This is a genomic window from Gordonia sp. CPCC 205333, from assembly GCF_048537885.1.
Lineage (GTDB): Bacteria > Actinomycetota > Actinomycetes > Mycobacteriales > Mycobacteriaceae > Gordonia.
The window spans coordinates 24,635-43,420 of record NZ_JBCLVI010000001.1 but is presented as its reverse complement, the minus strand read 5'-3'; the positions used below and the strand labels follow the sequence as shown (position 1 = coordinate 43,420).

Below are 18,786 nucleotides of genomic sequence, written 5' to 3'. Positions count from 1 at the left end.
CAGCGACGAAGCAGTGGCGTCAGCGTCCGGTCCAGCAGGTAGCCACGATACGCATCCGTCTCTTATGTCGGTGATGCGCGAACAACCCCGCACGGTGTGGATCACCGCGTTCGCGGCGGTCATCGCGTTCATGGGAATCGGGTTGGTCGACCCTATCCTCAAATCAATCGCCGAGGCGCTGAACGCGCCGCCGAGCAAACTGACCCTGCTGTTCGGTGTCTATATGGGCGTACAGGTGATCGCGATGCTGATCACCGGTTGGGCAGCTGCCCGGTTCGGCCCGAAGCGCACATTAACGTCAGGCTTGGTGCTGATTGTCGTCGCGGCCGGAATCAGCTCACTGGCCGGTGACATCAACACCCTCATCGCATTGCGTGTGCTGTGGGGTATGGGTAACGCGTTGTTCATGGCCACCGCATTGGCATTTATTGTCGGCGCCGCCAAAGGACATCAATCCGGCGCCATCCTGCTCTATGAGGCGGCACTCGGCGCTGGCCTCGCCATTGGCCCACTATTGGGCGCGGTATTGGGGGAGTGGACCTGGCGCGCTCCGTTCGCCGGTACCGCGATCCTGATGCTCATCGGCGCGATTCTCTGTGCCGCAATGCTTCCCAAAGACGCACCGCGCTATACCCGAGCCCCGGTGAAGATCACCGACCCGCTGAAGGCACTGCGCAATCACACCCTGCTGATGACCTCGATCGGCTCAGCCTTCTATACCGGCGCATTGTTCACCGTCATCGCATGGTCACCATTCGCGATGAATCTACGCCCGATCTACGCCGGCATGATCTTCTTCGGCTGGGGCTTGCTGACCGCGCTCTCCGGCGTCTTCCTCGCGCCCCGCGCCGCCGAACGCCTCGGCCAGAAGAACGGCGTGATCGCAGCGATCGGCGCCTACGGCATCGTGATGGCTATCGCCGCGATCGGCACCCTGGAAGGGTCGGTTCCGCTGATCGGCTTCGCCGTAATCGCCTCCGGCATCCCATCGGGTGTACTCAACACGCTGTTCACCAGCGTGGCGATGGCTACCGGCGACACACCTCGATCGGTCGCCAGCGCCGGGTACAGCTTCCTGCGCTGGATGGGCGCCGCAGTAGCGGCGGTACTGGTGTCCTACCTCGCCGAGTGGTTCGGTTCGACGGCCGCCCCGTTCTGGTTCGCCGCCGCGTACTGCGTGGTCGCCATCGGATCGGTGAGCATGGTTCGCAACGAGGCCGCATCCGCGCCCGACGTCGAGCCGGAGGCAGCACTCGTCGGAGCTGAGGAATACTGATCGACGGTAGGCTGCTGCCATGCCGACCGCACTTATCACCGGAGCCAGCAGGGGCCTGGGCGCAGAGATCGCCCGCGCCCTGGCCCCAACCCACGACCTTCTGCTCGGTGGCCGCCCGTCAGCCGAATTGGATTCGCTGGCAATCGAATTGGACGGCGCAAGCACCTTCGCCGTCGACCTGACCGACTACGACGACGTCGAGGCGGCCACCGAAGCGATCGCCAGCCTTGACGTCCTGGTGCACAATGCCGGTGTCGCAAGCAGCCTCGAGCCGATCGAGACGACGCCCGTCGATGAGTGGCGGTATCTCCTGGAAGTGAATCTCGTTGCGGCAGCAGAACTTACCCGTCTGCTACTGCCCGCACTACGCGAGGCGTCAGGACATGTCGTATTCATCAATTCGGGAGCCGGGCGTCGTGCGAACGCCGGCTGGGCTCCTTATGCCGCAAGCAAATTCGGGTTAAAGGCGCTCGCTGATGCTCTGCGACTCGAGGAGTCTACGTTGCGCGTCACCTCGGTCTTCCCCGGTCGGATCGATACCGAGATGCAGCAAGACATCGTGGCAATTGAAGGTCGCGACTACTCACCAGAACAATTTCTCAAGCCGTCGACGGTCGCCGCGGCGGTCGCTCATGCGATAACTACGCCGGCCGATGCACATCCGGAGGAGATCGTGTTGCGGCCGACTGGGCGATAACGGCCCTACAACGCCTTCAGATCGTCCTGGGCCCACACCGCGCGCATCGACACGATCTTTCCCTCCTCGTTGAACACCATGATGTCCACCGGCGTGATCTCGAATGCCATACCCGCCGTATGAGTTACAAGCGTGAACTCGAAGACAGCGGTGTCGCCGGCCACCTTCTTCCACTTGAGCGTCGCCTTGCGGTCGTCGAGGTTCTGAATGATGGTGTAGAACTCCAGCAGTTGCTCGCGGGTGGTTCGCACATCGGTTCCGATCGGATCTTCGACCGTCGCGCCGTCGGCGTAGAGCTCGACGATTCGTTCCGCGTTTCCGGCGGTCAGTCGTTCGACGTACGCATCGACGGCCGCGCTCATCTTGTCGGTCAATGTCTCTTGTTCCACTGTCATCTGCGGATTCCTCTTCAGTCGGGCGCACTCGAGGCGCGCATTTCTAGAACGTGTTCTAGTGCGAGATTAGCAGCAGGGACCGTAGTTTTTGATAGGTTCACAATCAAGAAATTCAGTCGCGGCATGCATGTGCGCTCGCGATCGACTCACCCACGAGGGGGCGCACCCGACATGACCGACGTTGACCCGCCCGCCCAGGGCGATCCCAACCCCGTGCAACCGTGGATTGCGCCAAGCGCCGGACCCGCTATGCACCCGCTGGAATCGGGTATCCCGCCGGGATGGGCGCCCGTCGACCCTGTGTCCGACGCCGTCGACTACGGACTCGCTCACCCCGCGGAGATCTACGGCTACCGGCCCCCACCGACCTACGCCAATCCTCTCGTCGCACACAAGCCCGGAATCATCCCGCTGCGGCCACTGGGCCTTGGCGACATCCTTGGCGGTGCATTGACAGCGATCACGACGAACTTGCGTGCCGTTGCGGCCATTTCGGCTGTCATCGCCGTCGCCAGCGCGCTGATCACGCTGCTGGGATCGGTCTTGATGGACGCCGTCAGCCTCGACGACGACAACGTCGTGGCAGCGCTGGGGGGAATCACCACGCTCAGCATCGCGGCGTCGGTCGTGCTCACCTCGATTCTCACCGGCGCACTGGCCTATCCGACCAGTCGAGCCGTCGAGGGCCGTTACCCGCCGCTTAGTCGGTGTTGGGAACGTCTCGCGCCGCGGATACCCGCGGTCCTCGCCGTCGGCGCTATCGAGTTCGTCATCATCACGGTGCCACTCATGCTCGTGACTGCGATCTTCGCGACCGCCGGAGCCGCGTCGACCTCCGCACTGGCCGTGCTCGGCCTGCTCGTCATCCTTATCGCGGTGGTCGCGCTAACCGTCGTAACGACATTCATCGCCTTCGCCCTGCCGATCACCGTTCTCGAAAAACTCGGACCGATTGACTCATTGCGTCGATCTGTAGCCCTTGTGCGGCCGGTCTTTTGGCGAGTCTTCGGCATTCTGCTGCTGGTGGGGCTAATCATCGGGATCGCAGGGTCGGTGATCACCTCGCCCGCCGAATTCGTCGGCAGTGTCACCGAGGAGGTGGCCGGCGGCGCATCTGCCACGACAACGAAGCTCGCGACCTCGACGATCCTGAGCGCCGTTGCCGACTTCATCACCCTGCCCTTCCTCGCCACGACCGTTACCCTCCTCTACACCGACACCCGAATTCGCTTGGAGGGCTTCGACATCACGTTGATCGCCGCATCGGCCGACTCGCCGAAGGGCAACCGATGATTGGCCCGCACTATCTCGCCGTTGGCCTCGATCCGAACAATGACGAAGCACGACGTTGGCTGGAAGACGAGTTGCGCAAGGGTGCTTACAACCCAGAGCCCAGCTGGTGGGACCGAATAACCGATTCAATCGGACGATGGTTCGGCGACGCTTTCAGCAATATTTTCGACGGTGACGCCGGGCCCATTCCGTTGGTTGTATCCATCGCGATCGCCCTGGTACTCCTTGCTGGCACCGTATATCTGGTGACCCGACTGCGTCGAAACCGACGTGCCCACGATCCGTCAGCAGCCGATCGCGCAGTGCTCGGCAAATCGAAACTGACTGCGGCACAACATCGAGAGCTCGCAGCGCAAGCGCTCAGCGAAGGTGACTTCTATCGCAGCGTTATCTGCAGTATGCGAGCGATCGCCCAGGAATCGGTAGAACGTACCCTACTGACTCGCGCGGCCTCGCTGACCGCACACGAAATCGCCTTCCGGCTCACCGCTTCGTTCCCGGCGTTGATTGACGAATTATTGAGCAGCGCAGATGTTTTCGACGACATCGCCTATGGGGACGTTCCGGCTACACACGACAATGCGCTCCGCCTGCAGGCACTCGACAAGAAGCTCAAGGCAACCAAGCCGCGACTGTCCGACGACGTCGCGCCGACGGCACCGAGCCTCCCGCCGATCCGGGAAAACGTTCGATGACCGTACCTGCGCAGGCACCCGGCAAGTCGCGGCATCGCCTCCTGTTCGTCTCGCTGGGCGTGGTGGTATTGCTTATCCTCGGCGGGGCGCTGGCGTTGGCGATATCCTCGGCCGCGAATAAGGTCGGCAACGCGAATTCCGAGCCGCTCGATCCGAAAAACCCCGGCAACGGCGGAGCGCAAGCGTTAGCCCGAGTGATCGCATCGCACGGGGTTGACGTGGAAATCGTGCGTAGCCAGACTCAATTGCTTGATGCGGATCGCCCCGACGCGAATACCACGGTTGTGGTCGCGGGAGCCGACCCGCTCAGCACCTACACCGCGGACAAACTTCGCGAGCAGGTTCGCGGCGCCGCTCGATTGGTGTTGCTTGATCCGAAGGCGTCGACGCTGTCAGCGCTTTCGCTGCCGGTCACCTCCGATTGGGGCTCAACGTCGATTACGACCTCCGTGCGCGCCGGTTGCGATGTGTTCGGCATCGCGGCGTCGGACATGATGACCGCCAGCCCGTCGGCGTATACGCCGACCGTGCCGTATACGCCGACGACGTCGTGTTTCAAGACGTCGCCGGATGCCGATGGCACCGGCGCATCGAATGTGCTTGTGCTCCAAGCGATCAGCCCGCTGCCCGAGGTGGTTGTCGCGAGCGGGGAACAGTTCACGAACGCACAGATCACGCGCCTGGACAACGCAGGCGTCGCAGTCCGGATGCTCGGTGGGCACGACCGCTTGCTCTGGTACATCCCGTCGGATAAGGACATCCCACCCAGCCAGTCGACGGGCCCGTCAGATATTCCACGCGCCATCGGCCCACTAATCGCACTGTCATTCGTCGCGCTACTCGCCGCAATGTTCTGGCGCGGAAGACGATTCGGCAAACTCGTCGTCGAGCCGCTACCCGCGGTCGTCAAGGCTATCGAGACCACCCAAGCGCGCGGACGCCTATACCACCGGGCGGGCGATGCCGCGCGTGCGGCGTCTCGACTCCGCGACCATACGATCCGGCGCATCACCAAATCTCTCGGCCTGCCCGCGCAGTCAGAACTCGGCGACGTAATCGACTCCGCCGCAACTGCTTCGGGTTCCGATCGCGGATATTTGATTGCCCTGCTCGATGGACCGCTGCCCACCACCGAGGACCAGTTGCTCCAGTTCGCCAATGACCTGTCACGTATCGAAGAGGAAGTTCACCGACGCTATGACTGATCTGTCCAAAGAAGCACCTCCCGCACAGCCGCCGTCGACTCCCGAAACGGCACGCGACGCATTGACCCGAGTTCGCGCCGAGGTCGCCAAAACCGTTGTCGGACAAGATGCCGCTGTCGCCGGCATCCTGATCTCGCTGCTTTGCCGCGGACACATTCTGCTCGAAGGCGTACCCGGCGTCGCCAAGACCCTGCTGGTCCGCAGTATGGCGGCGGCACTTGCCGTGGACACCAAACGCGTTCAGTTCACGCCGGATCTGATGCCCGGCGACGTCACCGGGTCACTCGTATACGACAACGCGACATCGGAGTTCACCTTCCGGCCGGGTCCGGTGTTCACCAATCTCCTCCTCGCCGACGAGATTAACCGGACACCGCCGAAGACGCAGGCATCACTGCTGGAGGCAATGGAGGAGCGACAGGTATCAGTCGACGGAATTCCGCGGCCATTGCCCGCACCGTTTCTTGTTGCCGCCACGCAGAACCCGGTGGAATATGAAGGCACCTACCCACTGCCCGAGGCGCAACTCGACCGTTTCCTTTTAAAGGTCACCCTGCCGCTGCCGCCCCGCGATGACGAGATCACCGTATTGGCGAGACATGCTGCCGGTTTCGATCCTCGCGATCTCGCCGGCGCTGGTGTGCGTCCGGTGGCGTCGGGAGCCGATATCGTGGCTGGTGCCACTGCGGTACGCCAGGTGTCGATCGCACCCGCTGTCCTCGCCTACATCGTCGACATCGCCCGGGCGACCCGGGTATCGCCTTCGCTCGCACTTGGCGTGAGCCCCCGTGGCGCAACCGCCCTGATGGCCACCAGTCGGGCGTGGGCCTGGCTCAACGGACGCACCTTTGTCACACCCGACGACGTCAAGGCGCTGGCACAATCGACTCTGGCGCATCGTCTTTCGCTTCGTCCAGAAGCTGAGTTGGAGGGAGTCGCGGTCTCGACCGTTCTCGACGCCGCCATTAACTCCGTGCCCGTACCGCGCTGATGTACGTCACCGGCCGATTGCTCGGACTCGTTGCGGTAGGGGCGATTCCGACGATTGTGCACCCGGAGTACTACGTCGTGGTCGGGTGGTTCCTACTCTGCCTCGCGGTGGTGTTCATCGACGTTCTGTGCGCCGGACGGACGACGGTACTGATGATCGGACGTTCGGCGTCGGATCCGATCCGGCTGGGCGACTCCACAACGTCGACGCTGTTTGTTACCAATATCGGCACCCGGGTCTTTCGGGGCGAACTACGCGACGCCTGGCAACCGTCGGCGGGTGCGACCTCGGTGCGCCATCGGCTTCGCATCCCCGGCGGCGAACGGCGTTCGGTGACAACCGATCTGCTACCGACCAGGCGTGGTGATCGACTAGCAATCCGGGTGACGGTGCGTCGGCGCGGACCCCTCGGCATCGCTGGCCGGCAACGCTCTCAGTTCGTTCCGGGACAGGTGCGGGCGCTGCCTCCCTTTGATTCGCGTAAACATCTACCTTCTCGACTGGCGCGGCTTCGGCAGCTTGACGGCCGTTCCGCGGTGCGTATCCGCGGTCAGGGCACCGAATTCGATTCGCTGCGCGACTACGTCGAAGGCGATGACGTACGCAGCATCGACTGGCGGGCGACCGCCCGACGTCGGTCAACGGTCGTGCGGACGTGGCAGCCCGAGAAGGACCGGCACATCATGATCGTGCTTGATACCTCGCGGACGTCGGCGGGCCGCGTCGAAGACGTCCCCCGCCTCGATTCGGCGATGGACGCGGCACTGCTACTGGCGGCGTTGGCCGCACATGCTGGCGACCGAGTTGACTTGATCGCCGGCGATCGCCGGATTCATCGCCGGGTGACTTCCACCAAGGGCATCGACCTGCTGAGCAATCTGGTGAATGCGATGTCCTCACTGGAACCGACTCTACTGGAAGCGGATTGGCCGCTGCTCGGCGCCGAGGTGGCGCGGTTGAGCAAACAGCGAGCATTGCTGGTGCTGCTTACCCCGTTGGAACCGGCCGCGATCGAAGAGTCGCTGCTGCCAACCCTCGCAGTGCTGGCACAGCGGTACCGAGTTGTCATCGGATCAGTTTCCGATCCAGCGTTGCCGGCGATGGTCGCCGAACGCGGTGATACCAAGTCAACTTTTGACGCAGCGGCGGCGGCACGATCCATCGAACAGCGTGAGCGGATGGCCAGCGCCGTCGGACGGCTCGGCGTTGATGTGATCGACGCGGTACCGGAGAAGCTGCCACCAGCGCTGGCGGACCACTACCTGACGTTGAAGTCACGTGGGCTGTTGTGATTGCGCCGTAGGTGCATCTTGATTGTGTATTCGCAGTAGGCGAGAGAGAAGATCGGCGGGGAGGTACAACATGGCACGTAGGGCCATACTGTTGGGGATCGTGCTGGCAATGTGTGTATCCATCGCATCTTGCGGCAACAACGACGATACGAGGACCGATGGGTCCGGCGAATCTGGGAGCGTGTTGCCCGCACTCAGCAAAGAGCCACGAGAGGTGGCGCCAGGAGTTACCGTCTCTCTCGCCTGGCTGACATACGGAGGGGACGAGAACTACATGGACCAGTCCTACATTGTCGCGACTCTTCGTAACCAGTCCGAATCCGCATATAAGTTGAATAGGGAGCGGGCGTATTTCACAGTCGGGAACGAGCGGGCACCCGCCTCGGATGTGCTGCCCCACGAGGGCCTTTCGCCGGGCTTCGAAGGCAAGGTGGCGTGGCAGTTCGACAGAAAATGGGACGAGCTCTCCGATGCCACATTGACCATCGAAGGGGTCCGGTGGGAGGGCGACTTCACCGAACTCGTGAAACCCATCACCGCACCGCCGTCAAAATAGGGCCCATATTGCAAGTGGACCCAATGTCGTGTGACCACACGAGAATTCGGGGTCGCCGGATCTCGATACACCCAACTCGGCTAGCGCCTCGCCGGGCACTCGACCAACGGATAATGGCTGGTCGAATCGATCGAGACCCCCGCAACAACCCCGCTGGTCGAGACGATCGAGACCCGCAACAACTCCGCTGGTCGAGTGCCGAGGAGCGCTAGCGACGAGGTGTATCGAGACCCGCGACCACGACCTCAATGCTGATGCGACACAGTCCATCTCGGCAGCGGATCGTCGAACTTCACCCACTGCGCCGGTCCCGCCGCAACTTCACTGTCGGTCAAAGTGGCCGCATCGAGCAAGTCGCGCACCCGATCATGGTTAAGCCGCACACCAATGAAGACCAACTCCTGCATCGGCGCACCGGTCAGCTGTGTCCAATACGCGGCCGGCTCGATAGTCAGGTTCGGCCCGGCCTGTGACCACACCGCTGCGAACTCCGGCCGGCTCGCGATCCAGCAGAATCCCTTGCTGCGCAACACCGTTCCAAGCTCGGCGAGGGAATCACTAAGTCGTCTAGCGTGAAATGGGCGATCACTGCGATAGGTAACCGACGAGATCGAATACTCCTCGGTCTCCGGAATATGCCCACTGCCGAGCACTTCGTCATCCCAGCCAGCGATAGACGCGGCGGCTTCATGATCGAACCGGCCCGTCCCGATGACCTCCGCGATCCGAATGTCACCTCGCACAACATCGACGAGCCGTGCACGCGGATTGAGCCGACGCACCATCGCCTGGACCGCCCCACGCACCGCGGCGGAGACGAGATCGGTCTTTGTCAGCACCACGACGTCGGCGAACTCGACCTGATCAACGAGAAGGTCCGAGATCGAGCGCTGATCCCCGTCACCTGCCGCGAGGTCACGTTCGGCAAGTCCTTCTCCCCGGACCACCTCGGACAAAAAGGTGGAGCAATCCACGAGGGTGACCATGGTGTCCAGACGCGCGACGTCACCCAAACGCCGTGTACCGTCATCGAATTCCCAATCGAAAGTTGCGGCGACCGGCATCGGCTCCGAGATACCAGTTGATTCGATGACGAGGTAGTCAAAGCGCCGGTTGCCGTCGGAATCGGTCTGGGCGGCAATACTTCCCACCGCCTCATGCAAGTCCTCGCGCAAGGTACAGCAGATACACCCGTTGGTGAGTTCGACCAATTTCTCCTCGGTCCGGTCGAATCCGCCGAGGTCAACGAGCGAGGCGTCGATGTTGACTTCACTCATATCGTTGACGATGACTGCGACCCGCAGCCCCTCGCGGTTGGCCAGGATGTGATTGAGCATCGTCGTCTTACCCGCGCCGAGGAAACCAGATAGGACTGTCACGGGCAGGGCGGCGTGTGAAAGGCTCATTCCTTAATGATAACGATTGTCATTACCGCCTTTGCGGCGACCCCGTTTGCGTCGCCACCGCTTCGGCATCAAAGATGGACCTGTGCGTATTCCACGGAGAAGCAGGTCGAGGCCGCCCATCGCCGGCGCCGTAGTCGCGGTGACCGGCGGAGCGCGCGGTATCGGACAGGCGATTTCGACGGAATTGGCCGCTCGCGGCGCGCGCGTCGCGATCGGGGATATCGGCGTGGAAGCGTCACTGGGTCCTCTGACACCCGTCGGCGCGGTTCGGCAATATCCGTTGGATGTGACCGACGAAGAGTCATTTAAGACTTTCCTCGCCACGGTCGCGGCCGACCTCGGGCCAATCGATGTCTTGGTCAACAACGCAGGAGTCATGTGGGTCGGCCCATTCGACGCCGAGCCCGCGGAGACCGCCGAGAAGGTGATCGCCGTCAACCTGCTCGGCGTGATCCGGGGCGTTCGGTTGGCCGCCCCGGCAATGCGGGCACGTGGTCGCGGTCAGATCATCACGATCGCATCGGCCGCATCGCGGCTCGCACCTCCCGGCGAATCCACCTATGCCGCTTCCAAACACGGCGTGCTTGGTTATCTCACCGGGGTTCGCGAGGAGCTACGTGGCAGCGGCGTAATCCTGACCGTGGTGATGCCGACCGTCGTGGAAACCGAACTGGCAGTTGGGACATCGGCCGGATCGGTCCGCCGTCTGGAGCCCTCAGATATTGCCGACGCTGTGATCGACGCGGTCGGTCGACGCCGGTTTCAGGTCTGGGTTCCGGCCTCGGTTGGTCCGCTGGTCGCCCTCACCGGCATTCTGCCGCAACGCCTGCGGGATGTGGTGCTGCGCCGATCCGTACCCAATCAACTTGTCGCCATTGCGAATTCGGCATCACGAGCCAACTATGAACGCACCCTCAACGAGGGTCGCTGACCACTGAGAGCAGTTGCAACTTCTCGTAACTCTCGCTCCCCGGCGCGGCGGTATAGACCAGCAGCGAGTTCGACTGCTCCGGGTCGAGCAAGATTTGGCAGTTCAATTGTAGCGATCCGACGGTGGGGTGCACGAATGTCTTTATCTGCCTTGGCATTACACCAACCTCGTGCGCCTTCCACAATTCGGAGAATTCGTCGCTGGATGACCTCAGCGATTCAGCGAGTGCGGCGGCCGAAGATTCTGGGCCGCGCAGGGTGAGGACTCGCCGCAGCCCGGAGACATACATCCGGGAGTAGAAGTTGTGGTCATCTGGTGGATAGAGCGCGCGGCAGTCGGGGTCGGTGAACCATCGGTAGCCCATGCTTCGCGACAGGCCGGTGTGCCGCAGGAGATCGCCGACCAACGCGACACCAAGCGGAGACTGACGCAACGTCTCACCGAGTTCGGTCACGATCTCGGCTGCGGTGTCGTCGGTCAGCCGGTCGAAGATGCGCATCATTCCCGGACTGATGAACTCACTATCTCGGGCCCGCGTCGGCGGCTGATGCCCGGCAAGCAGGAAGAGATGATCACGTTCATCGCGCGTGAGATGCAGGCCCTGCGCCATCGCCGCAACCATCTGTTCGGAGGGATGCGGACCGCGTTGACGCTCCAAGCGCGCGTAATAGTCGGTCGACATATGACAAAGGGCGGCAACCTCTTCCCTCCGCAAACCTGAGGTTCGCCTGCGCTGCCCGCGTGGAAGCCCGACGTCCTCCGGCTGCAACACCGCCCGGCGTCCACGAAGGAACTCGGCAAGCCCGGCACGATCAATCATGTCAGCATTGTCTCCCAGACCCCGCCTACCTATCCACGGATCGTCAGTCCGTGGATAGCACTGGCAACTTCGTGAAGAGTCGTGGACATGAGACGAACCCACTACGACGTACCCCTCGGAAACCTCACCGGAAAGCTGGCGGTGGTGACCGGCGCCAGCGACGGCATCGGGCTCAATATCGCGGCATCACTTGCCGGTGCCGGGGCTCGTGTCATCATGCCGGTGCGAAACCCACGCAAGGGACAGGTAGCCGTCGCCACCATCACCGGCATTCACCCCGCGGCCAAACTCGAACTGCGCGAGCTCGACCTGTCGTCGTTGGCGACCGTCGCTGCCTTCGGCGAGTACATGCGCACCGAAGGCTCACCAGTGCACTACCTGATCAACAACGCGGGCGTAATGACCCCGCCACATCGACAGACGACCGCTGACGGTTTCGAATTGCAGTTCGGGACAAATCATTTGGGCCATTTCGCGCTCACCGCCCATCTGCTTCCGCTGCTGCGTGCCGGTCACGCGCGGATAGTCACGCAAACGAGCATCGCCGCACGCAGCGGCACAATCAATTGGGACGATCTGAACTGGCAGCGGTCCTACGACGGGATGAAGTCGTATCGGCAATCAAAGATCGCGTGCGGGCTATTCGGTCTCGAGCTCGATCGCCGCAGCCGCGCCAACGATTGGGGAATCACCAGCAATATCTCACACCCCGGCGTCGCCCCGTCCAATCTGCTCGCGGCTCGGCCGGAGGTTGGCCGCTCGACTGACACCCGCGATGTCCGGATGATCCGATGGCTCTCCGCTCGCGGAATTGTGGTGGGCACCGTGGCCAGCGCCAGCCTGCCCGCACTGGTAGCCGCATCCACCGGAGGATCTGGCGATGACAACTTCATCGGGCCTCGCTGGCCGGGAAATGCCGGCGGCCCACCCGGTCGACAGAAGTTGTGGAAACCGTTGCGGGACAATGCTAGTGCTTCACGAATGTGGTCATCGTCAGAAGAGCTGGCAGGTATTAGCTTCCCCCGCAACTGATCTCATGACTGCATGCAGAGCACACGCTTTCCGCGGTCGAAATACGCCACTCGTTCGTCGATGTTATGCGCTTTGCCGTATTCGCCACCGTTGACCAACTGCGATACCAAGTCGATGTCGCCACCGTCCGCGGCTGAATTGATACCACGGCTGTTCCAGTACCAAACAGACACCGGATAGGCGTATTTGGGATCGGCCGCCAGTTCAGGATCACTCACGAAGTCCACGCCGAGATCACCACTCATCTGCGTGTAGTTCTCGCGGCCGGTTACCTGGATATACCCCCTCCCTTTGAAACGAGGACCATCACCTGGCCATTCGTTACCGAGATCGCCCCTGCCTTCGTATGCATCGCCGTTCGCATACTCTTCGGTAGTCCGCCACCGGTCTGATTCGACCGCGAGTTGAGAAAGGAACGCCGCCTGCCGCAGCGGCGTATTGATCTCGCCGTCTTTCATCGCCCTATTCAGCGGTTCGATGGTGGCTTTCGCATCGTCGTCAGTGAGTTCGGGGACTATCGCCTTCAATTCCTCGACTGTGAGGTAGTCAGCCGCCGACCGCTCAGTCACCTGTCCGACTCTACCGCCGGGCCGATGGATCCGTTCGATCGCGAAAGCCCGCACTGCTCTCGGGCTGGTAAGGAGGATGGCAGCCGCACCGGCCAGCAGCCACACGCTGATCGGTATCGCCGGCGTATCTGGCAATACCGGCGGCGGCGCAACCGTACCCGCTTGTGCCGGCGAATGGTTCTCCACCGCGGCCACGACGCCCAGACCAACTATTCCCATAATGAGTAGCCCCAACACAATTGCCGCAGTGCGTCGTGTCCACCACCGACGCGAGGACGACACGGCATCAACACTTCTCACACGGGGCCCCTATCAACCCGGTACGAATCGCATTTCATATGACGAATTCATAAAGAACGCTAGTACACGGGCTTGCAGATGACAACCGGGGAGTGCGAGTGACTAAGTCAGCAGCGGAAAGACGCATTTCGCGAGCAATGGGGCCAGGTCATCAGGAAGCGGCGCGTCGCCGAGCGATTGCCACCGCAGTTCGGCAATCTCAGCTGCCGGCGTGATCGTCCCCGGACGCGACTCGACGACGCCCGCACACGTGAAAACCGTTGCCTCGACGTCGAGTCCCGGTTCATTGGCGGCTGCCGCCCGAAAGACACCCAACAAGGCGAGGTCAGGAGCATCGAGCTGCAGACACAGTTCCTCACCGCATTCTCGAATCGCGGTCTCAAGCGCAGTCTCGCCAGATTCGGGCTTTCCGCCCGGAAACATGAATCGCTGGGTACCGCGTTTTCGGACCGTCAGCACCGCGCCGGACGAATTCCGGAGAACGACCGCGCTGACCCGAATCATCGGGCATCGTGTCGCGCCAACAGGTCCTTCGTCCTCTCGTCAGCCGGATAGAACGACTCAATGGCGAGGTCTGCGACGGTGACATCGCGCGGCGCGCCGAAAATTGTCGTCATGGACATCAGATTGAGTTGTCCTGCGGCAGTGTCGATGTGGACCGGCACGAGTAGTTCCGAACGCGACTCGCAATCGCCCGGCCCGGTGGCGTATCCCTCAAGTTCGGCGGCTAGCCGGATCAGGATCGCATCTCCGGTGACCGCGATCTGATGTTGCAGTCGGTCGAGGAGAGGTCCACGTAGTTGGGCGAGGTTGGCTATCCGTGGAGCCATCCCCTCGGGATGCAGCGCGAGTCGGAGAACGTTGATCGGTGGCTCCAGCAAGTCTGCCGCGCACCCCTCGGTAAGCAGGGCAATAGCCGGGTTGGCGTCGACCATTGTCCAGTGCCGATCCACCACGACGGCCGGATTCGGCCGATGCGCCGCGAGTATCCGGGCAATCGCGGAGGCAACCGCAGCCATTGGAATATCGGTCATCGCGTGCTCGGGATAGGCCGGCGCAAAACCCCCTGCGAGCAGGATCTCATTTCGCTCTCGCAACGGAATATCAAGGTGCTCACTGAGATTCAGCAACATTTCTCGGGTTGGTCGAGACCGGCCGGTCTCGATGAAGCTCACATGTTTCGCGGAGACGTCAGCTCGGAGCCCGAGCTCGAGCTGGCTCAACCGCCGCCTCGTCCGCCATTCACGGACGAGTACGCCAACGTCGGGCTGGCCAATGCTCACCACCGTCACGATAGGTCATCGGACTCGAAATGGCTTCGGTACCAGTCGAAGTCGAGTTGATCCAGACTGCGCGCCGCCAGGCCCAGACCAACAGCCATACAAATGCCTAGAATCGCCAAAGCGATGGCACCGAAGATCAAACTTAGCCATACGGCGAGGGTGACCGCTGGGTAGTCGACCAGGGCGAGGATCGGCGGCGCGACAAACAACGCGTAGACGATATACGCATTGGACCCGACCTTGTCCGCGTGTACAGCGAGCCACAGAAATCGGTGTTGTGCTGGCGGTCTGAGCATCAGCGCCTCCTTGATGAGCGGATGCTTAGACCGTAAGGGGCACTTGGACTCTGGGTCGATTACCTCCCAGGTAATCAGATCACCGCAACAACCATCCCTGCATCGAGGCGAGGAAGGAGTCGACATCGCCAGCCTTAGTCGGGTCGATGTCGTTCACCAACTGTCGCAGGCCATTGGCCGGCGAAAACGGATCGTCGACGATCACCTTGAGCAGGTCTCGATCGACCTCTTGGTCTGAGTCCACCTCGATGAGGTGCTGCTCGAGCCAATCGGCGAGTTCTACCTCGGTGGTCTGGTCGGACCGCCAGTTGTCGACAACCAGCCGTGGGCTGGACGAGTCCGCGGGCGGCACCTCGTCGGCGAGAAAACCCACATAGTTGGCCCCGACCCCGTACCCACTTCGGGCGCCGAATCGTGCCACCAGTGTCGTCTCGTCGACTTCCGAGTCATCATCGTCGCGGTCGTATCCCCACACGGTGAGGCGATCGCCGTCTTTTCGCAGCCGGATCCAGTTTCCGCCGCCGTCGTCATGCGCTATCTCATCGCCGTCGATGGAGACGACGTCGTCGAAACCGGTAGCTCGTGTAATGGCACCGTATGCGGCTAGCCTGCGTACAACATCGCGCGTTGAATCGTTCATCGTCGTCCCTCTGGCTCAGATCTACTACCACGACGCTAGCGGTACAGCGTGGCTGAGGGCCGGAAAGGCATTCGGACGAACGACATGGGCCGACGGCCCAGATCTATAGCGTAAGTTTGCAGGTCTGCCCAATATCGAGCACGCGGAACACTCGCCCCGACCCGAGCCACATCGCACAGGACAGCGCCAGGTCAGCGATCAATTCGTCCGACAGTTCGTCATGTGCACGATCCCAGAAGTCTTCGTCGTCGCGCAGCCCGGTGTGATCAGTAGCGAACCGATGCCCGAATTCCGCTGCGATACGCTCCTGCCCGCTGAATCCCTCCCACGAATCCCATTGCAGGACATGGTCGTAGAAGTCATCATCGATGCCGTGCTCCGCCCCCTTCGAGTCACGCGTCTGCTGACAGACCGCGCATTCGTTGGCGAGGGCGATTGCCATTCGGGCGGCTTCGCGGACCCGAAGCGGCAATCGGCTGCGGTTGTAGACGGCGTCGGTGAAGCCCGCCATCGCGGTACCCAACTCCGGGGCGACGCCAACCCAGCCGACGATGTCGGTGCTGTCGAAATCTCCGATACGGCTCATCTTCGCACCCTACGTCGAATAGAACGTGTTCTCATCGGTTTCACGACAGTCGCTCTAGACCGCGCCGTACACCCTCGCCAACTCCAACACTTTGCGCGCCTGAGCCAGCCGCGGCACATCGGACGGATCACGGATGGTCGCACATCTGCGGATGGTTTCCTTCGCCTCCTCGATATCGTCAGATGTCGGGGAGAGGTGAGCGTTGACCACCGCGGTCTGTTCGATCCGCAAACAGAGTCGGCCGGTCATCCCGACGGCGGCGGCATCGGCGGTCTGCGCGAGCAAAGTCTTCTGGTCGGCGACGCGTGTCGGCCCGTCGATCGGCGGGGGCAGACCCGCGGCTCGACTCACCACGGTGAGCCGACTGCGCGGATACGCCATCGCCACCGAGTCGTCGGCCATCCCGGTGTCGCGGCGAAAGTCGCCGCTGCCGAAAGCGATTCGCGACGTTCGGGCGCACCGCGCGATATCTAGAGCCGACTCGATTCCCACCGCGGATTCGACGAGGGCGACGATCGGGACACCCGCCGACATCCGCTCCGCGGTCGCGTCGACCTGTTCGGCGTCTTCGACTTTGGCCAACACAATCCCCTCAACGCCAGGCAAGCCGCGCAGCGCGACGAGATCGTCGGCCCAGTACTTGGTGGTGGCGTCGTTGATTCGGACCCAAGCACTCAGCGCACCATCGCGTAGCCATTGCGCAACACCCGAGCGGGCGCGATCTTTAGCCTCCGGCGCGACAGCATCTTCAAGGTCGATGATGACGGCGTCGGCGGGGCTGGCAGACGACTTGGCGAACAACTCGGGTTTATGCGCCGAGACGAGTAACCAACTGCGGGCGAATTCATAGGGGACACGGGCGGAGGGGACACGGGCGGGAGGGTTCGGCGGGTGCGCCATGTGTCCAAGGGTATTGGTTCAGCGGCGATCATCCGCATTTCGACGTCCCGAAACCCACACCAGCAGGTCGATCGCGGACCCGCGCATCTCCTCGCCGTCACCGCACTCGAAGTCGGCGTCGGTCGCGATCAACTTCCGCCCGACGACGCGTTCACGACCACCGCCCATCGCCACCTTGGTCTTCACCTGATAGGCGAGTGCTTGCACGACAGCGTCGGGCGGACAATTCGCGGCGATACCCAACGGACGACGGATATCCTCGCCGTGGACGAACGCCTCGACGAGCCGTGTAGCGGGTGCGGCCGGCGGCGTGTGGGTGAGGCTGATGACCTCGCGCAGTGCGTCCAACGTCTGGGCCGGATCGTCCCGACGCTCACGCCGAATGCCTCGTTCGTTGTCAACGTCGAAGTCGAAGCGCGCGGCAATCAGTCTGCTCACGAAGCTAATTCGCGTGGTCTTCGCCGAATCGACGAGATGCGCGAGAACATCGTGCACGGTCCAGCCCGGGCAGAGCGAGGGAGTCCGCCAGGCGTCGGACCCGACGGCGGCGAGGTCGGCGACCAAACGCGACCGTTCGGCCGCGACCACGCGCCACATCTCTTCGGTGGAAGTTTTCATACCGAGGTAGACCGCGCGACGCCAGGGAAATCATCGGCCCGGCGCTGCGCATATCTCGAGCACCGTCTAGTCCTGTCTGAGCTTCTCGAGTGCGCCGGCGTTCTCGAGCGCCCACTGCGCTTCATGCCCCGGGAGCCGGGAGGATCAAGCCTGCCGCCATCGCCGGGGTCGGGTCGACGTCGATGAGCCCGAAAATCAGTTGAGCCACCGGTTGACCCGTAATCTCCGACCACGCTCCGGACAGCTGGGTCAACAGGGCCGCGCGCGTTTCTTCGTTTCGCCCGGACCTGATAAACCGGCGAGCGCCTGCTATATCCGCTCGCGATGACCATCTCGGCCCTCATCTAGCTCCAGCAGACTGTCCTACCGCTGTGCCCGTGCGATGACACCGTCGATCTGAGCCTCGATGGCGCGCCGGATGTCGAATCCGGCCGACAACTCTCGCCAGCGCGGAATGATCGCGGCGACTCGCGGCAGATGGGCCACCTGAACGGGGTCCATTTTCTCGTGCCACGACTGATCGTCGGCGTTACGATGCGCCAAGGTGTCGAGCCACTGGAGCTCCGAGACAACGAGGTACCAAACGGCTCGCCACAAATCGAGGGTGTCCTGCTCGTTGACGCCCAATTCCGCTGCGGCGGTGAAGAATTCGTCGGCCAACGCGAGGGCCGGCGTGCCGACGTTGGTGCCTTGACTCAGAATCGACACAATCCACGGAATTTCCCGGAGCTTATCGAACATATCCATCGCGATGATGACCATCCGATCACGCGGGTTACCAGTCGGGGTGACCCACGGAATACGGGCGGCGATTTCGGATAGCGCCAGGGACAGCAGCGCCGACTTATTCGGTACGTAGTGATAAAGCGTCATCGGCTTGGAATCGAGTTCGATCGCGAGGCGTCGCATACTCAGGCCCTCGACGCCATCACGTTCCAGGATCGTGATCGCAGTCTCGACGATGTCGTCTCGTTGCAGGGATCGGGCGGGCGGCATCTATCCATC

General features: G+C 62.5%; 22 protein-coding genes. 10 read left to right on the top strand and 12 right to left on the bottom strand.

Features of this window, described 5'->3' with window-relative positions; genetic code table 11:
- Window positions 1-64: 64 nt before the first annotated feature.
- Window positions 65-1,276, top strand: a complete 1,212-nt coding sequence (locus tag AAFP29_RS00235; protein ID WP_419216304.1) for an MFS transporter — start codon at window positions 65-67, stop codon at window positions 1,274-1,276.
- A gap of 19 nt (window positions 1,277-1,295) precedes the next feature.
- Window positions 1,296-1,973 (top strand): SDR family oxidoreductase, encoded by a 678-nt coding sequence (locus AAFP29_RS00230; protein WP_419215293.1) that lies wholly within the window; start codon window positions 1,296-1,298, stop codon window positions 1,971-1,973.
- A 5-nt stretch (window positions 1,974-1,978) separates the two neighbouring features.
- Here AAFP29_RS00230 and AAFP29_RS00225 read toward each other — a convergent pair whose 3' ends face one another.
- Window positions 1,979-2,368, bottom strand: a complete 390-nt coding sequence (locus AAFP29_RS00225; RefSeq protein WP_419215292.1) for a nuclear transport factor 2 family protein — start codon at window positions 2,366-2,368, stop codon at window positions 1,979-1,981.
- Window positions 2,369-2,539: 171 nt separating this feature from the next.
- Here AAFP29_RS00225 and AAFP29_RS00220 point away from each other — a divergent pair, with 171 nt between their 5' ends.
- From AAFP29_RS00220 to AAFP29_RS00195, 6 genes are all read left to right on the top strand, one after another.
- On the top strand, window positions 2,540-3,661 hold the full coding sequence (locus tag AAFP29_RS00220) for a hypothetical protein (RefSeq protein WP_419215291.1): 1,122 nt from the start codon (window positions 2,540-2,542) through the stop codon (window positions 3,659-3,661).
- The gene (locus AAFP29_RS00215; protein ID WP_419215290.1) at window positions 3,658-4,356 is read left to right on the top strand and encodes a DUF4129 domain-containing protein; all 699 of its coding nucleotides are present in this window, start codon (window positions 3,658-3,660) and stop codon (window positions 4,354-4,356) included. The genes AAFP29_RS00220 and AAFP29_RS00215 overlap by 4 nt, the downstream gene beginning before the upstream one ends.
- On the top strand, window positions 4,353-5,561 hold the full coding sequence (locus tag AAFP29_RS00210; protein WP_419215289.1) for a DUF4350 domain-containing protein: 1,209 nt from the start codon (window positions 4,353-4,355) through the stop codon (window positions 5,559-5,561). Before AAFP29_RS00215 ends, AAFP29_RS00210 begins: the two co-directional genes overlap by 4 nt.
- Window positions 5,554-6,552, top strand: a complete 999-nt coding sequence (locus AAFP29_RS00205; RefSeq protein WP_419215288.1) for an AAA family ATPase — start codon at window positions 5,554-5,556, stop codon at window positions 6,550-6,552. The genes AAFP29_RS00210 and AAFP29_RS00205 overlap by 8 nt, the downstream gene beginning before the upstream one ends.
- Entirely contained in the window at window positions 6,552-7,844 is a 1,293-nt protein-coding gene (locus AAFP29_RS00200; RefSeq protein WP_419215287.1) for a DUF58 domain-containing protein, read from the top strand. The genes AAFP29_RS00205 and AAFP29_RS00200 overlap by 1 nt, the downstream gene beginning before the upstream one ends.
- A gap of 70 nt (window positions 7,845-7,914) precedes the next feature.
- Complete coding sequence (locus AAFP29_RS00195) at window positions 7,915-8,400, top strand: hypothetical protein (RefSeq protein WP_419215286.1); 486 nt, start codon at window positions 7,915-7,917, stop codon at window positions 8,398-8,400.
- Between the two features lie 245 nt (window positions 8,401-8,645).
- Here AAFP29_RS00195 and AAFP29_RS00190 read toward each other — a convergent pair whose 3' ends face one another.
- Entirely contained in the window at window positions 8,646-9,806 is a 1,161-nt protein-coding gene (locus AAFP29_RS00190; protein ID WP_419215285.1) for a GTP-binding protein, read from the bottom strand.
- An 82-nt stretch (window positions 9,807-9,888) separates the two neighbouring features.
- Here AAFP29_RS00190 and AAFP29_RS00185 point away from each other — a divergent pair, with 82 nt between their 5' ends.
- Window positions 9,889-10,737, top strand: coding sequence for an SDR family oxidoreductase (locus AAFP29_RS00185; RefSeq protein WP_419215284.1), 849 nt, complete (start codon window positions 9,889-9,891; stop codon window positions 10,735-10,737).
- On the opposite strand, the gene AAFP29_RS00180 is transcribed toward AAFP29_RS00185, so the two are convergent.
- Complete coding sequence (locus AAFP29_RS00180) at window positions 10,721-11,557, bottom strand: helix-turn-helix transcriptional regulator (protein ID WP_419215283.1); 837 nt, start codon at window positions 11,555-11,557, stop codon at window positions 10,721-10,723. The two genes, AAFP29_RS00185 and AAFP29_RS00180, sit on opposite strands and share 17 nt — an antisense overlap.
- An 87-nt stretch (window positions 11,558-11,644) precedes the next feature.
- Between AAFP29_RS00180 and AAFP29_RS00175 the strand changes: the two genes are divergently transcribed.
- Window positions 11,645-12,589 carry an SDR family oxidoreductase gene (locus AAFP29_RS00175; protein WP_419215282.1) on the top strand — a complete coding sequence of 315 codons (945 nt, stop codon included), beginning with the start codon at window positions 11,645-11,647 and terminating at the stop codon, window positions 12,587-12,589.
- Between the two features lie 2 nt (window positions 12,590-12,591).
- Here AAFP29_RS00175 and AAFP29_RS00170 read toward each other — a convergent pair whose 3' ends face one another.
- The 9 genes from AAFP29_RS00170 to AAFP29_RS00130 form a co-directional block, all read right to left on the bottom strand.
- On the bottom strand, window positions 12,592-13,440 hold the full coding sequence (locus AAFP29_RS00170) for a glycoside hydrolase family 19 protein (RefSeq protein ID WP_419215281.1): 849 nt from the start codon (window positions 13,438-13,440) through the stop codon (window positions 12,592-12,594).
- A gap of 120 nt (window positions 13,441-13,560) precedes the next feature.
- A complete protein-coding gene (locus AAFP29_RS00165) occupies window positions 13,561-13,962 on the bottom strand; it encodes an NUDIX hydrolase (RefSeq protein WP_419215280.1) in 402 nt (133 codons plus the stop codon).
- Window positions 13,959-14,744 (bottom strand): helix-turn-helix domain-containing protein, encoded by a 786-nt coding sequence (locus tag AAFP29_RS00160; RefSeq protein ID WP_419216302.1) that lies wholly within the window; start codon window positions 14,742-14,744, stop codon window positions 13,959-13,961. Before AAFP29_RS00160 ends, AAFP29_RS00165 begins: the two co-directional genes overlap by 4 nt.
- Window positions 14,745-14,746: 2 nt before the next feature.
- Window positions 14,747-15,037 (bottom strand): hypothetical protein, encoded by a 291-nt coding sequence (locus tag AAFP29_RS00155; RefSeq protein ID WP_419215279.1) that lies wholly within the window; start codon window positions 15,035-15,037, stop codon window positions 14,747-14,749.
- Between the two features lie 79 nt (window positions 15,038-15,116).
- Window positions 15,117-15,677 (bottom strand): hypothetical protein, encoded by a 561-nt coding sequence (locus AAFP29_RS00150; protein WP_419215278.1) that lies wholly within the window; start codon window positions 15,675-15,677, stop codon window positions 15,117-15,119.
- Between the two features lie 103 nt (window positions 15,678-15,780).
- Entirely contained in the window at window positions 15,781-16,263 is a 483-nt protein-coding gene (locus tag AAFP29_RS00145) for a carboxymuconolactone decarboxylase family protein (RefSeq protein WP_419215277.1), read from the bottom strand.
- Window positions 16,264-16,317: 54 nt separating this feature from the next.
- Complete coding sequence (locus tag AAFP29_RS00140; protein WP_419215276.1) at window positions 16,318-17,163, bottom strand: HpcH/HpaI aldolase/citrate lyase family protein; 846 nt, start codon at window positions 17,161-17,163, stop codon at window positions 16,318-16,320.
- A gap of 18 nt (window positions 17,164-17,181) precedes the next feature.
- Complete coding sequence (locus AAFP29_RS00135; RefSeq protein ID WP_419215275.1) at window positions 17,182-17,781, bottom strand: maleylpyruvate isomerase family mycothiol-dependent enzyme; 600 nt, start codon at window positions 17,779-17,781, stop codon at window positions 17,182-17,184.
- A gap of 363 nt (window positions 17,782-18,144) precedes the next feature.
- Window positions 18,145-18,777: a TetR/AcrR family transcriptional regulator gene (locus AAFP29_RS00130; RefSeq protein WP_419215274.1), complete on the bottom strand. Its 633-nt coding sequence runs from the start codon at window positions 18,775-18,777 to the stop codon at window positions 18,145-18,147.
- Window positions 18,778-18,786: the final 9 nt, after the last annotated feature.